Genomic DNA, 15071 nt, shown 5'->3' with positions numbered 1-15071 from the left:
ATGTGATTACTTTGTTAAATATACAGGAGGGATGTAAGATAAAAATATGGATTTTGTACATCTTTTTTTTGCACAATGTTTGTAAAAGTTGTACCATTATATACAAGGTAACTAATGTTGTTGTTCTTGTTTAATGAAAGGTGATTGCGAAGTTGAAAGATGCATTTGTTGAAAAAGTAGATGACTTTGTAAAGCAGCATGATGTATTAAAGAAACATTCAACAATTGTTGTAGGGGTTTCTGGTGGTCCTGACTCTTTGGCTCTTTTATATTATTTGTTAGAAAAAAGGGCAGAAAAACAGCTAGAAATTGTAGTAGCACATGTGGACCATATGTTTAGAGGTAATGAATCTTATGAGGATTTACAGTTTGTACAGGGTCTCTGCAAAGAGCTAGGAGTTATTTGTGAAACGCTAAGGATTAATGTGTCGCAATATCAACAGCAATATGGAATGAATGCACAAGTTGCAGCTAGAGAATGCAGATATGCATTTTTGGAAAGAATAATGAAGAAATATGATGCGAGATATGTAGCTCTTGGTCACCATGGAGATGATCAAGTAGAGACGATTTTAATGCGCCTTGTACGAGGGAGTACTCCGAAAGGATACGCAGGAATTGCAGTGAAGCGATCTTTTCATAATGGATATTTAATTAGGCCGTTACTTGGGGTAACTAAGGAAGAAATTGTTGATTACTGTAATAAATTAAAAGTTATTCCGCGTATAGATCCGAGTAATAAAAAAGAAGTATATACAAGGAATCGATTACGTAAATATGTCCTTCCTTATTTGAAAGAAGAAAATCCACAAATGCATGAGAAATTTCAAAAATTTAGCGTGCAGATGCAAGAGGATGAGGCTTATTTGCAGGAATTAGCTTTTGAGAAAATGAATAAAGTAATTACAAAAAAAAGCGATAAACAAATTAGCTTATCAATTCCTGCCTTTGAATCCATGTCTATGCCTTTACAAAGAAGAGGGATTCAACTAATATTAAACTATCTTTATGAATATAAGATTCCATCTTCGCTTTCTTCTATACATATTGACAAGGTGATTGAATTTTTTAAGCGGGCACAACCTTCAGGTTCACTAGATTTTCCAGGTGGTTTGAAAATTGTTCGCACATACGAAGAATGTGGTTTTGGATTTAAACAAGAAATTGTTTCTCCTTTTTCGCAAGATTTATCAGTACCTGGGACAATTATATTGCCGAATGGGGATAAACTTGTAACAGAGGTGAGCGAAGATATACCGAGTAACATGAATGAAACAGTATTTGTTGCTAAGTATAATGATATATCGTATCCACTTCGTATTCGGTCTAGGGAAAATGGAGATCGCATGTCAATGCAAGGTATGGATGGTACAAAAAAGATAAAAGCTGTTTTTATCGAAGCGAAAGTACCAAAAGAAAAAAGAGAAGAATGGCCGATCGTTTGTGACGCAAGTGGAAATATTATTTGGGTACCCTTGTTGAAACGATCTGCGTTTGCTACTTCGAAAGAGCTAGCAAAGAAGGGTAAATACATGATTATTCACTACAAAAGCAAGGAGTCTTCCGGGAGGATAATGAAATGATGAATCAAGATATCGAAAAAGTATTAATTTCTGAAGAACAAATACAAGAAAAGGTGCACGAACTAGGTGCAGTTATTGCAGAGGATTACAAAAATACAGTACCTCTTGCGATTGGTGTACTAAAGGGTGCAATGCCATTTATGGCAGATTTATTAAAGAGAACAGATACATATCTTGAAATGGATTTTATGGCTGTATCTAGCTACGGTCACTCTACAGTTTCGACAGGCGAAGTAAAAATCTTAAAAGATCTTGATACTTCGGTAGAAGGTCGCGATATTTTAATCGTTGAAGATATTATTGATAGCGGTCTTACACTAAGCTATTTAGTGGATCTGTTTAAATATCGTAAAGCGAAATCTGTAAAAATTGTTACTTTATTAGATAAGCCAACAGGCCGTAAGGTTGATCTGAAAGCAGATTATGTTGGATTTACTGTTCCTCATGAATTTGTTGTAGGATATGGATTAGATTATAAAGAGCAGTACCGTAATCTTCCTTATGTAGGAGTATTAAAACCAAGTGTTTACTCAAATTAATTAAATATAGGCGTTACAATTGTATAGGAAATTTTTTTTATGTTACGATTTACTATAGTGTTTATGCCGTGAGAGGAGGTTAGGAATGAATCGTATCTTCCGTAATACCATCTTTTATTTACTGATATTCTTAGTAGTAATTGGAATCGTGAGCTATTTTAATGGTTCGACGCAAAAAACGACATCAGTTAGCTACGATAAATTCATTACTCAACTTGAAAAAGGTGAAGTGCGTAATGTGCAGCTTCAACCGAAAAATGGTGTGTTTGAGGTAAAGGGACAATTCAAGACTTCTAGCCAAGGAGAACAATTTGTTACTTATGCACCAAATACTGAGGAATTACAAAAGAAAATTAATGATAAAGCGCAAGGGGCTGAAGTTAAGTATCAACCAGCAGAAGAAACAAGTGCTTGGGTAACATTCTTTACTTCTATCATTCCGTTTGTCATTATCTTCATTTTATTCTTCTTCTTATTAAACCAAGCTCAGGGCGGCGGTAGCCGTGTTATGAACTTCGGGAAAAGTAAGGCGAAGCTATACAATGATGAAAAGAAAAAAATTCGTTTCAGAGATGTTGCTGGAGCGGATGAAGAGAAACAAGAACTTGTTGAGGTAGTTGAATTCTTGAAAGACCCTCGTAAGTTCGCTGAAGTTGGTGCCCGTATTCCGAAGGGTGTTCTATTAGTGGGACCTCCAGGTACAGGTAAAACTTTACTAGCACGTGCTGTTGCAGGTGAAGCAGGCGTTCCGTTCTTCTCTATTAGTGGTTCTGACTTCGTAGAGATGTTCGTCGGTGTCGGTGCATCCCGTGTACGTGATTTATTTGAAAATGCAAAGAAAAATGCTCCTTGTATCATTTTCATTGATGAAATTGATGCAGTAGGACGTCAACGTGGCGCGGGTCTTGGCGGTGGTCATGATGAGCGTGAACAAACGTTGAACCAATTGCTTGTTGAAATGGATGGATTCGGTGCAAATGAAGGTATTATTATCATCGCTGCGACAAACCGTCCTGATATTCTTGATCCAGCGTTATTACGTCCAGGTCGTTTTGACCGTCAAATTACAGTAGATCGTCCAGATGTAAATGGTCGTGAAGCTGTACTTAAGGTACACGCTCGTAATAAACCGCTTGATGAGAATGTCAACTTAAGAGCAATTGCAACTCGTACACCAGGATTCTCTGGTGCCGATCTTGAAAACTTATTAAACGAAGCTGCTTTAGTAGCTGCGCGTCAAGATAAGAAGAAAATTGATATGAGTGACATCGATGAAGCGACGGATCGTGTTATTGCAGGTCCAGCTAAGAAAAGTCGCGTTATCTCTGAAAAAGAACGTAATATCGTTGCATTCCATGAGGCTGGCCATACTGTAATTGGTGTTGTCCTTGATGAAGCAGATATCGTTCATAAAGTAACAATTGTCCCTCGTGGTCAAGCTGGTGGATATGCGGTAATGCTTCCGAAGGAAGATCGTTACTTCATGACAAAACCAGAGTTACTTGATAAAATCACTGGTTTACTTGGTGGCCGAGTAGCTGAGGAGATTGTATTTGGTGAAGCAAGTACAGGTGCTCACAACGACTTCCAACGTGCGACTGGTATTGCAAGACGTATGGTTACAGAATTCGGGATGAGTGATAAGCTTGGACCGATGCAATTTGGTAGCTCACAAGGTGGTCAGGTATTCTTAGGAAGAGACTTCCATTCAGAACAAAACTACAGTGATGCAATCGCGCATGAAATTGATGTGGAAATGCAAATAATTATTAAAGACTGTTATGCTCGTGCGAAACAAATTCTTACTGAAAAACGAGATAAGCTTGATATTATCGCGAAAACGTTACTTGAAGTAGAAACATTAGATGCAGAGCAAATTAATCATTTATATGATTATGGCAGATTACCTGAGCGTCCAACATCTTCAGATGATGTGAAAGTAAACATCAATATGAAGAAAGACGATGAAGATACAGAAGATAAGTAAGAAAAAAGGAGTGACAATAGTCACTCCTTTTTTTTGTGGAATGAATTTAAGTGGCAAAAAAAATTGAATGAAACTATTATTAAAAATTGAAATAGAGAGTAATCTTTTTGTACAATGATGAGTATAGAAAAAATGATTATATAAGTATGTGTGATATGATGTTTTTATAAGTTTTATACATACTGCGCAAATATAGATTAAATAAGATAAGTGGTGAGAATATGATTTTTGTATTGGATGTAGGGAACACAAATGCGGTACTAGGTGTGTTTGAAGAGGGAGAACTTCGTCAGCATTGGCGCATGGAAACAGATCGTCATAAAACAGAAGATGAGTATGGGATGCTTGTAAAGCAGTTACTTGAGCATGAAGGTCTTTCTTTTGAAGATGTGAAAGGTATTATTGTGTCTTCAGTCGTACCGCCAATTATGTTCGCTTTAGAGCGTATGTGTGAAAAGTATTTTAAAATTAAACCGCTTGTAGTGGGGCCTGGGATAAAAACTGGCTTGAATATTAAATATGAAAATCCACGTGAAGTAGGCGCGGACCGAATTGTAAATGCAGTAGCAGGAATCCACTTATATGGAAGTCCGCTTATTATTGTTGATTTTGGTACGGCTACTACATATTGTTATATTAACGAAGAGAAGCATTATATGGGTGGCGTCATTACGCCAGGAATTATGATTTCGGCAGAGGCTTTATATAGCAGGGCAGCAAAGCTTCCTCGTATTGAAATTACAAAACCGGGTAGTGTTATCGGGAAGAATACAGTAAGTGCAATGCAATCAGGTATTCTTTATGGATACGTTGGACAAGTGGAAGGTATTGTTAAGCGTATGAAGGAAGAAGCTAAGCAAGAACCGAAAGTTATTGCAACAGGTGGATTAGCAAAATTAATTTCAGAAGAATCAAATGTAATTGATATTGTAGATCCGTTTTTAACGTTAAAAGGTTTGTATATGTTATATGAGCGTAATGCAAATTTACAACATGAGAAGGGTGAATAAATAAGTATGAAAGATTATTTAGTAAAAGCGTTAGCGTTTAATGGAGAGGTTCGTGCTTATAGTGTACGTACAACAAATACAGTAAGTGAGGCGCAAAAGCGTCATGATACATGGAGAACAGCTTCAGCGGCACTTGGTCGTTCTTTAACTGCGGGTACAATGATGGGTGCTATGTTAAAAGGCGAGCAGAAGTTAACGATTAAAGTAGAGGGTAACGGCCCGATTGGTCCTATCTTAGTCGATGCTCATGCAAATGGGGATGTACGTGGTTATGTAACGAATCCGCATGTTGATTTTGAAGGAACGGAACAAGGAAAATTACGTGTATATCAAGCGGTAGGTACAGAAGGATTTGTAACGGTAATTAAAGATATCGGTATGCGTGAACCGTTTATTGGTCAATCTCCCATTGTTTCAGGAGAACTAGGGGAAGATTTCACATATTATTTCGCGGTTTCTGAGCAGACACCTTCTTCTGTAGGTGTTGGTGTTCTTGTAAATGGAGATGATAGCGTATTAGCGGCGGGTGGATTCATTCTTCAAATTATGCCAGGTGCGCAGGAAGAAACAATTTCATTTATTGAAGAGCGTCTTCAACAAATCCCGCCGGTATCACAATTAATCGAACAAGGTCTTTCTCCAGAAGAATTACTGTATGAAGTGCTTGGAGAAGATAAAGTGAAAGTGCTAGAAACAATGGATGTTCAATTTAATTGTACATGTTCACGTGAGCGTATTGAAAGTGTGCTAATTAGTTTAGGTAAAGCGGAGTTAGAACAAATTCGTGCAGAAGAAGAAGAGACGGAAGTTCACTGTCACTTCTGTAATGAACGACATAAATTCGCTAAAGAAGATATTACAAGTCTAATTGAGAAGCTGTAATAAAGAAGTTTAGGTGGAGAATCAGCCGCCCAAATAGATTGACAAACAGGGAATTTTCTGACAAAATCTAAATATAGATAAAACCAATAAAAATACTCGGTGTTAGGAGTGACAGGAATGCGAGTGGCACAATCAGTTTCAGAATTAATCGGGAAAACGCCGATCGTTAAGTTGAACCGCATCGTAGAATCAGACAGCGCAGATGTATACTTAAAATTAGAATTTATGAATCCGGGGAGCAGTGTTAAAGATCGTATCGCGTTAGCTATGATTGAAGATGCTGAAAATAAAGGATTATTAAAAGAGGGCGATACAATCATTGAGCCGACAAGTGGTAACACAGGTATTGGCTTAGCGATGGTAGCAGCTGCTAAAGGATATAAGGCAATTTTAGTAATGCCAGAAACAATGAGTATTGAGCGTCGTAATTTATTACGCGCTTACGGTGCTGAATTAGTATTGACTCCAGGACCTGAAGGAATGGGCGGAGCAATTCGAAAGGCAACTGAATTAGCAGAAGAACATGGGTACTTTATACCACAACAGTTCCAAAATCAAGCGAATCCAGAAATCCATCGTATAACAACAGGTCCAGAAATTGTTGAACAGATGGGGGATCAATTAGATGCTTTTATCGCAGGTATTGGTACAGGTGGAACAATTACAGGTGTCGGTGAAGTGCTGAAAGAGGCTTATAAAGATATCAAAATTTACGCGGTAGAACCTGCGGATTCACCAGTATTATCTGGTGGAAAGCCAGGACCACATAAGATCCAAGGAATTGGAGCGGGGTTTGTTCCGGAGACATTGGATGTAGAGGTATATGATGAAATTATTCAAGTGAAAACGGAGCAAGCGTTCGAATATGCGAGAAGAGTGGCTAAAGAAGAAGGTATTTTAGTTGGTATCTCTTCGGGAGCAGTCGTTTATGCAGCGACAGAAGTTGCGAAGAAATTAGGTAAAGGGAAAAAGGTACTTGTTATTATCCCAAGTAACGGTGAACGTTATTTAAGTACACCACTTTATCAATTTGAGTCATAAGTGAATGTGATTTGAAAAGCATCCTTAAAAAAGGATGCTTTTTCTTTTTTGATTGGAAAAAGGAAAAGAGTGAATGACTAGAAAACTTCATGTAAAATAAGAAGTAGTATAATTAATTTATTTTCACTAGCCCTCAAGTATAATCATTCTCTATATAAATAATTTTATGTAGTTTGATTTGATTGGCTTAAGAGGGTGGGATAACAGAAGACGGGGTGTTGATATGCAACGAAGAAAATCTTTAGCGCTTTCTATTCCATATCAGTTAGATTTCTTTAAGCAATATAAATTTCTTTCTCAGGATAAGCCGCAACATATTTTGTTAGAAAGTGGACGTGGTGGTCGTTATAATATTGTTGGGCTGGATCCAGTAGCGGTAATTCAGGGTAAGAATGAGACGTTACATATAAGTGAAAGTGGTAAGGAAACAATAAAGCGAGGGAATCCGTTAGATTTAATGCAAGCGTATATGGAGAAATGGAAAACGGATTATAATCCGGAGTACCCACCTTTTCAAGGTGGGGCAATTGGATACTTTAGTTATGATTGTATCCGTTATATTGAAAAACTTTCTTCTCTTGCGAAGGATGATATTAATATACCTGACATATTCTTTTTGTTATTTGATGACGTGTTTGTGTATGATCAACAGGAGAGAGTATTATGGATTATTACGCATTATGTAGATGAGTGTGAAGAGGCAGAAGAACGATTAAATGAATGGAAGGGTCTTTGGATGAAAGAAGCCCCCGAAGTGACTATGCCGTTTGAATCTCCTGAAAAGAAAAATGAAGCAGTCGCTTTTACGGAAGAGGGCTTTATGAAGGCCGTTGAACGTATTCAAGAATATATTGGAGCGGGTGATGTGTTTCAAGTAAACTTGTCGACAAGACAAGAAAGAACATTACAAACACATCCACTAGAAATATATACAAGTCTTCGTGAAATTAATCCATCTCCATATATGGGTTACTTGGAGTTTGGAGATTTTCAAATTGTTAGTGCTTCGCCTGAATTGCTAATTAAAAAGCAAGGAAAAGAAGTGAGTACAAGACCGATTGCTGGTACGCGCTCTCGAGGAGCAAGTGAGCAAGAGGATGAAGAATTAGCGAAAGAATTAATTGAAAATGAAAAGGAAAGAGCAGAGCATGTAATGCTTGTGGATTTAGAACGAAATGACTTGGGCCGGGTTTGTAAATATGGCACTGTTGAAGTAGATGAATTTATGGTAATTGAAAAGTACTCACACGTTATGCATATTGTTTCTAATGTGCGTGGTGAGGTGGAAGCAGATAAAGATGCTTTCGATTTGGTGAAGGCTGTATTTCCTGGTGGGACAATTACCGGTGCCCCGAAAATACGTACGATGGAAATTATTGAAGAATTAGAACCTGTTCGCCGAGGAATTTATACAGGGTCAATTGGTTGGATTGGTTATTCTGGAGATACGGAATTGAATATTATAATCCGAACACTACTTGCTAAAGATGGACAAGCGCATGTGCAAGCTGGAGCGGGTATTGTAATTGATTCAAATCCAAAAAATGAATATAAAGAGTCGTTAAAAAAAGCAATCGCTTTATGGCGTGCAAAAGAAAGTAGCGAAGAAACGGTTAGGTGAGAGAAATGATATTAATGATTGATAATTATGATTCTTTTACATTTAATTTAGTGCAGTTTCTTGGAGAACTTGGACAAGAGCTTGTTGTTAAGCGTAATGATGAAGTGACTATTTCGGATATTGAGAATATGAAACCAGATTTTTTAATGATTTCGCCAGGTCCATGTAGTCCTAATGAGGCGGGAATCAGTATGGAGGTTATTAAATATTTTGCAGGTAAGCTTCCGATTTTTGGGGTCTGTCTTGGACATCAATCAATTGCGCAAGTATTTGGAGGGGATGTTGTCAGGGCAGAGCGTTTGATGCATGGAAAAACATCTTTAATGCATCATGATGGGCAGACGATTTTTTCTGATATCCCAAATCCATTTACCGCGACACGTTATCACTCTCTTATCGTTAAAAAAGAGACGTTACCGAATTGTTTAGAGATAACATCTTGGACTGAAGAAGGTGAAATTATGGCGCTTCGTCATAAAACGTTGCCGATTGAAGGGGTACAATTCCATCCGGAATCTATTATGACTTCTCACGGGAAAGAATTGCTACAGAATTTCATTCGCAAATATAGCCCAAGTGTGACATCGTGTTAATTTACGTAAATGGCGCGTATGTAGAAGCGAGTGAAGCGAAAATTTCTCCTTATGACCACGGTTACCTATATGGACTTGGGGTTTTTGAGACATTTCGTATTTATAATGGTCATCCCTTTTTATTGGATGATCATTATGAACGCTTAATGGATGCGCTCGATATATTGCAAATCAAATGGACAATGACAAAAGATGAAGTGATGCTTATTTTAAAGAATCTACTTGTTAAGAATGGGTTAAAGCATGCATATGTGCGCTTAAATGTATCGGCGGGTATAGATGAAATAGGATTACAAACGGAAGTATATGAAGAACCGTCTGTTATTGTTTTTATAAAACCTTTAGCATCTCCAGGGAATGTAGTGGAAAAAGAAGGAGTTATTTTAAAACAAGTGAGAAATACACCAGAGGGTGCATTTCGCTTGAAGTCCCATCATTATTTAAATAATATTTTAGGGAAACGCGAAATTGGAAATGTTGTGAATAAGGAAGGTATTTTTCTTACCGAAACAGGTTATGTTGCAGAGGGTATTGTTTCGAATCTCTTTTTTGTTAAAGGAGATATTTTATATACTCCTTCATTAGAAACAGGGATTTTAAACGGAATCACTCGTGCATTTATTATAAAGGCTGCTGAAGAGCTAGATATAGAAGTAAAGGAAGGTTTCTTTACAAAAGATGAATTGCTTTCAGCGGATGAAGTGTTCGTAACGAACTCTATTCAAGAGATTGTCCCCCTTTATCGTATAGAGGAGAAAGATTTCCCGGGTAAAGTGGGAGTGGTTACAAAAAGACTTATGGATCTTTATGGAGTGCAGAGAGAGAAATTGTGGAGCAGAAATGAATTGCGAAGAGGAGATGTGTAGTTTGAAGTGGGATTATGATTTGCGCTGCGGCGAATATACATTGAACTTAAATGAAAAGACATTAATTATGGGGATTTTAAATGTAACGCCAGATTCATTTTCTGATGGTGGGAGTTACAACGAAGTAGATGCTGCGGTGCGACATGCGAAAGAAATGAAAAGTGAAGGTGCCCATATTATTGATATTGGCGGCGAATCTACCCGCCCGGGTTTCGCTAAAGTTTCAGTAGAAGAGGAAATAAAGCGAGTTGTTCCAATGATTCAGGCAGTGTCAAAAGAAGTAAAGCTACCTATTTCTATTGATACGTATAAAGCTGAGGTTGCGAAACAAGCGATTGAAGCTGGTGCTCATATTATTAATGATATTTGGGGAGCGAAGGCGGAACCGAGGATTGCTGAAGTTGCAGCCTATTATGATGTGCCCATTATCTTAATGCATAACCGAGATAATATGAATTACCGCAATTTAATGGCCGATATGATTGCTGATTTGTATGAAAGTATTAAAATTGCTAAAGATGCTGGTGTGCGAGATGAGAATATTATTTTAGACCCAGGTATCGGTTTTGCGAAAACACCTGAGCAAAATTTAGAAGCGATGCGTAATTTAGAACAGTTAAATGTACTGGGTTACCCAGTTCTCTTAGGTACTTCAAGAAAGTTCTTTATTGGCCATGTGTTAGATTTGCCAGTGGAGGAACGTCTTGAAGGAACGGGAGCTACCGTTTGTCTTGGTATTGAAAAGGGCTGTGAGTTTATCCGTGTTCATGATGTGAAAGAAATGGCGCGTATGGCTAAGATGATGGACGCGATGATTGGTAAGGGGGCAAAGTAATTGGATAAAATTTATATCCATGATATGGAGTTTTACGGTTATCATGGTGTATTCCCAGAAGAAAATAAATTGGGTCAGAGATTTAAAGTGGATTTAACGGTGGAGTTGGATTTAAAACGTGCAGGAGAAAGTGACGACTTAGAGTATTCTGTCAATTACGGGGAGCTTTTCGAACTATGTAGAAAAGTGGTTGAAGGTAGAACGTATAAGCTTGTAGAGAGTATCGCTGAAAATATCGCTACAGATATATTGAAACAATATGAGAGTATTTCACAGTGTACAATTAAGGTAATTAAACCGGATCCGCCGATACCGGGACATTATCGTGCTGTAGCGGTAGAAATTACGAGAGAACGTCCATGAATAATATAGCGTACATTGCATTAGGTTCCAATATTGGGGAGCGTTATACTTATTTAACTGAAGCAATTCAGTTTTTAAATAAAAACCAGCATATCCAAGTTGATGATGTTTCGTCTGTATATGAAACTGATCCGGTTGGCTATACTGACCAAAATTGCTTTTTAAATTTAGTTATAAAAATTTCTACCAATTTATCACCGCAAGAATTATTGAAAGTAACACAAAAGGTAGAGAATGACCTAGGAAGAAAAAGGGAAATTAGATGGGGTCCGAGGACCATCGACCTTGACATTTTACTATATAATCAAGAAAATATTGAAGCAGAGAATCTGATTGTTCCGCATCCGCGGATGTTCGAAAGAGCTTTTGTTATCGTTCCGTTGTTAGAGATTAATCAAGATATAAAACAAAACATTTCACGTTCACAAGTAGAAGAAATGAAAAGGCGAGAGGGAGTAACGGTATGGAAGCAGAAAAATGGGGAAGACGCATTCGTGCTTTTCGAAAGCTAAAAGGCTATACGCAAGAAGGTTTTGCGAAAGAATTAGGGGTATCTGTATCGGTTTTAGGTGAAGTTGAGAGGGGCAATAGATCACCTTCCCAAGATTTTGTAGTAGAAGTCGCTAAAACATTAAACGTTTCAATAGACGAATTGATGCCAAAGTGACCGTAAAGGAAGGAGTAAGTCGGGTGTTAAAGATTGCAAATATTGAGATGAAAAATCCAGTTGTACTAGCACCGATGGCGGGAGTGTGTAACTCTGCATTCCGTTTGACGGTAAAAGAATTTGGTGCAGGTTTAGTTTGTGCTGAAATGGTAAGTGATAAGGCAATATTACTTAATAACAAAAGAACATTAGATATGTTATATATCGATGAGAGAGAAAAGCCATTAAGTTTACAAATTTTTGGTGGAGAGAAAGAAACTCTTGTAGATGCTGCGAAATACGTAGATAAATATACGACAGCAGACATTATTGATATTAATATGGGGTGCCCAGTACCGAAAATCACTAAGTGTGATGCAGGAGCAAAGTGGCTTTTAGACCCAAATAAAATATATGAGATGGTAGCGGCGGTTGTAGATGCTGTTGAAAAGCCAGTTACAGTTAAAATGCGTATTGGTTGGGATGAAGAACATATTTTCGCAATAGAAAATGCTAGAGCTGTTGAGCGTGCTGGTGGACAAGCGATAGCTGTTCATGGGCGTACACGAGTACAAATGTATGAAGGTAAAGCGGATTGGAATATTATTAAACAAGTAAAGCAGGCTGTAAATATTCCGGTTATCGGAAATGGTGATGTCGAAACACCACAAGATGCAAAGCGTATGCTTGATGAAATTGGTGTAGATGGTGTTATGATTGGTCGCGCTGCTCTTGGAGATCCGTGGATGATTTATCGTACGGTAAAGTATTTAGAGACAGGTGAGTTAATGCCGGAACCAACAGTGCGTGAGAAAATTGATGTATGTATGTTGCATCTAGATCGTCTTATCGATTTAAAGAACGAAAATGTTGCCGTAAGAGAGATGAGAAAGCATGCAGCTTGGTATTTAAAAGGTGTTCGTGGTAATGCGAGTGTGCGTAATGGTATCAATACTTGCGACACACGTGAGGACCTTGCGAATGTATTAGGTGCATTTGTAGAAGAAGTAGAAGCGAAACAACAAACAATTTATGTTGGTTAATAAGGGGGCATAGGAGATTGACATTCTTCTATACACTTCCTATAATTACGTGAAAGAAAGAAGAACTGCCAGTTAGTTGCTGGCAGTTTTTCTAGTTGAGTAGAAAATGCTATACTGTATATATTGTAAAAATTAATAGAGCTGGAGTGATATTAATATCATGGATAACATGAACCACGAAGAATTAAACGACCAATTGCTTGTTCGTCGTGAAAAGCTACATAATTTACGTGAGCAAGGAATCGATCCGTTCGGTAAACGATTTGAACGCACAAATTCAACAACCGACTTAGTAAGTCTATATGGAGAATTCTCTAAAGAAGAATTAGAAGAGAAAGAAATCACTGTTTCTATCGCTGGTCGTATTATGACAAAACGCGGTAAAGGAAAAGCGGGATTTGCGCATATTCAAGATTTACAGGGGCAAGTTCAAATTTATGTTCGTAAAGATACTGTTGGAGATGAAGAGTACGAGTTATTTACGACAGCAGATTTAGGTGACTTAGTAGGTATTGAAGGTAAAGTGTTCAAAACAAACGTTGGAGAACTTTCAGTAAAAGCAATAGGATTTACACTTTTAACGAAATCCCTTCGTCCATTACCGGATAAATACCATGGATTAAAAGATGTTGAACAACGCTATCGTCAACGTTACTTGGACTTAATTACAAGTATGGAAAGCCGTGAAACGTTCGTTACCCGTAGTAAAATCATTCGTGAAATGAGAAGATATTTAGATGACAACGGTTATCTTGAAGTGGAAACGCCTATGATGCACGCGATTGCAGGTGGAGCGTCTGCTCGTCCTTTCACTACACACCATAATGCGTTAGATATGGAATTATATATGCGTATCGCAATTGAACTTCATTTAAAACGTCTTATTGTGGGTGGATTAGAAAAGGTTTATGAGATCGGCCGTGTATTCCGTAATGAGGGTGTATCAACTCGTCATAACCCTGAGTTTACGATGATTGAATTATATGAAGCGTACGCTGATTATAATGATATTATGAAACTAACAGAAAATATGGTTGCTCATATCGCGAAAAAAGTATTGGGTACAACAACAATCCAATATGGTGATTATGAAATTAATCTAGAGCCAGAATGGACACGTCTTCATATGGTAGATGCAATTAAGCAACACTCTGGAGCAGATTTCTGGAATCCAATGAGTGTAGAAGAAGCGCGTGAACTTGCAAAAGAACATAATGTGGAAATTAAGAATACAATGGAAGTTGGTCATATTATTAATGAGTTCTTCGAACAAAAAGTAGAAGATAAATTAATCCAACCAACATTTATTTACGGTCATCCGGTAGAAATTTCGCCACTTGCGAAAAAGAATGACGAAGATCCACGATTCACAGATCGTTTCGAGTTATTTATCGTTGCGCGTGAACATGCAAATGCATTCACTGAGTTAAATGATCCAATCGATCAAAAAGAACGTTTTGAAGCTCAACTAAAAGAGCGCGAGCAAGGTAATGACGAAGCTCACATGATGGATGATGATTATATCGAAGCTCTTGAGTACGGTATGCCTCCTACGGGTGGGTTAGGAATCGGTATTGATCGTCTTGTTATGTTATTAACAAACGCACCATCCATTCGTGACGTACTATTATTCCCAGCTATGCGCCATAAACAAGACTAAGCTTTGGAGATTTCTCCAAAGCTTTTTTTATTTCTTTATTTGAGGGGAGAGAAACCTTCTATTAAAAGGAAAGCGAGATTATTGCTCGTTAAGTGGATGCCAGATTAAAAAAACTATACTTATATAGAAGAAAGTTGCTGTTTTTATGCTTTTTTACTAAGTTAAAAATTTTATTAGAAAAACTATTGCATTTCGTTTTTCTACATGATATATTAATAACCGTCGCTGATGCGGAAACGCAGAAAACGACAAAAAAGAAATTGAAAAACTTAGTTGACATCGAAAAATGAAGATGTTAACATAAGGAAGTCGCAAATGAGCGACTAAGTAGTTCTTTGAAAACTGAACGAAACAAACAACGTGAACGTCAATTTTTATTTTTAGATGCTAGACAAACTAACT

Annotated in this window: 15 protein-coding genes; all 15 read left to right on the top strand. The window is 37.5% G+C overall.

What is annotated here, in order from left to right; genetic code table 11:
- The first annotated feature begins 152 nt into the window (after positions 1-152).
- The 15 genes from tilS (at position 153) to lysS (ending at position 14669) form a co-directional block, all read left to right on the top strand.
- Positions 153-1583, top strand: coding sequence for a tRNA lysidine(34) synthetase TilS (gene tilS / locus SB773_RS26530; RefSeq protein WP_002107305.1), 1431 nt, complete (start codon positions 153-155; stop codon positions 1581-1583).
- Positions 1580-2122: a hypoxanthine phosphoribosyltransferase gene (gene hpt, locus SB773_RS26525; protein WP_002124550.1), complete on the top strand. Its 543-nt coding sequence runs from the start codon at positions 1580-1582 to the stop codon at positions 2120-2122. The genes tilS and hpt overlap by 4 nt, the downstream gene beginning before the upstream one ends.
- A gap of 85 nt (positions 2123-2207) precedes the next feature.
- Positions 2208-4109 (top strand): ATP-dependent zinc metalloprotease FtsH, encoded by a 1902-nt coding sequence (ftsH, locus tag SB773_RS26520; protein ID WP_002091565.1) that lies wholly within the window; start codon positions 2208-2210, stop codon positions 4107-4109.
- Positions 4110-4330: 221 nt separating this feature from the next.
- Positions 4331-5119 (top strand): type III pantothenate kinase, encoded by a 789-nt coding sequence (locus SB773_RS26515; RefSeq protein WP_002009692.1) that lies wholly within the window; start codon positions 4331-4333, stop codon positions 5117-5119.
- Between the two features lie 6 nt (positions 5120-5125).
- On the top strand, positions 5126-6001 hold the full coding sequence (hslO, locus tag SB773_RS26510) for a redox-regulated molecular chaperone HslO (RefSeq protein WP_002009693.1): 876 nt from the start codon (positions 5126-5128) through the stop codon (positions 5999-6001).
- 117 nt (positions 6002-6118) lie between these two features.
- Positions 6119-7042, top strand: a complete 924-nt coding sequence (gene cysK, locus SB773_RS26505; RefSeq protein ID WP_410593153.1) for a cysteine synthase A — start codon at positions 6119-6121, stop codon at positions 7040-7042.
- Between the two features lie 223 nt (positions 7043-7265).
- Positions 7266-8663, top strand: coding sequence for an anthranilate synthase component I (gene trpE, locus SB773_RS26500; protein WP_044444394.1), 1398 nt, complete (start codon positions 7266-7268; stop codon positions 8661-8663).
- A gap of 5 nt (positions 8664-8668) precedes the next feature.
- Positions 8669-9256, top strand: coding sequence for an aminodeoxychorismate/anthranilate synthase component II (gene pabA, locus SB773_RS26495; RefSeq protein WP_002130225.1), 588 nt, complete (start codon positions 8669-8671; stop codon positions 9254-9256).
- A complete protein-coding gene (gene pabC, locus SB773_RS26490) occupies positions 9250-10122 on the top strand; it encodes an aminodeoxychorismate lyase (RefSeq protein WP_016119042.1) in 873 nt (290 codons plus the stop codon). Before pabA ends, pabC begins: the two co-directional genes overlap by 7 nt.
- Complete coding sequence (gene folP, locus SB773_RS26485) at positions 10097-10957, top strand: dihydropteroate synthase (RefSeq protein ID WP_410593150.1); 861 nt, start codon at positions 10097-10099, stop codon at positions 10955-10957. Before pabC ends, folP begins: the two co-directional genes overlap by 26 nt.
- Positions 10958-11320, top strand: coding sequence for a dihydroneopterin aldolase (folB, locus tag SB773_RS26480; RefSeq protein WP_044444397.1), 363 nt, complete (start codon positions 10958-10960; stop codon positions 11318-11320).
- Positions 11317-11832 (top strand): 2-amino-4-hydroxy-6-hydroxymethyldihydropteridine diphosphokinase, encoded by a 516-nt coding sequence (folK, locus tag SB773_RS26475; protein WP_002130229.1) that lies wholly within the window; start codon positions 11317-11319, stop codon positions 11830-11832. The genes folB and folK overlap by 4 nt, the downstream gene beginning before the upstream one ends.
- Complete coding sequence (locus tag SB773_RS26470) at positions 11784-11987, top strand: helix-turn-helix domain-containing protein (RefSeq protein ID WP_002009706.1); 204 nt, start codon at positions 11784-11786, stop codon at positions 11985-11987. Before folK ends, SB773_RS26470 begins: the two co-directional genes overlap by 49 nt.
- Before the next feature lie 23 nt (positions 11988-12010).
- Complete coding sequence (gene dusB, locus SB773_RS26465) at positions 12011-13009, top strand: tRNA dihydrouridine synthase DusB (RefSeq protein WP_002009708.1); 999 nt, start codon at positions 12011-12013, stop codon at positions 13007-13009.
- A 160-nt stretch (positions 13010-13169) separates the two neighbouring features.
- Positions 13170-14669 carry a lysine--tRNA ligase gene (gene lysS / locus SB773_RS26460; protein WP_002009709.1) on the top strand — a complete coding sequence of 500 codons (1500 nt, stop codon included), beginning with the start codon at positions 13170-13172 and terminating at the stop codon, positions 14667-14669.
- Positions 14670-15071: the final 402 nt, after the last annotated feature.

Origin of the sequence: Bacillus sp. SIMBA_074 (assembly GCF_046534555.1) — a bacterium.
GTDB lineage: Bacteria > Bacillota > Bacilli > Bacillales > Bacillaceae_G > Bacillus_A > Bacillus_A mycoides.
This window is presented reverse-complemented; position numbering and strand designations above follow the sequence as displayed.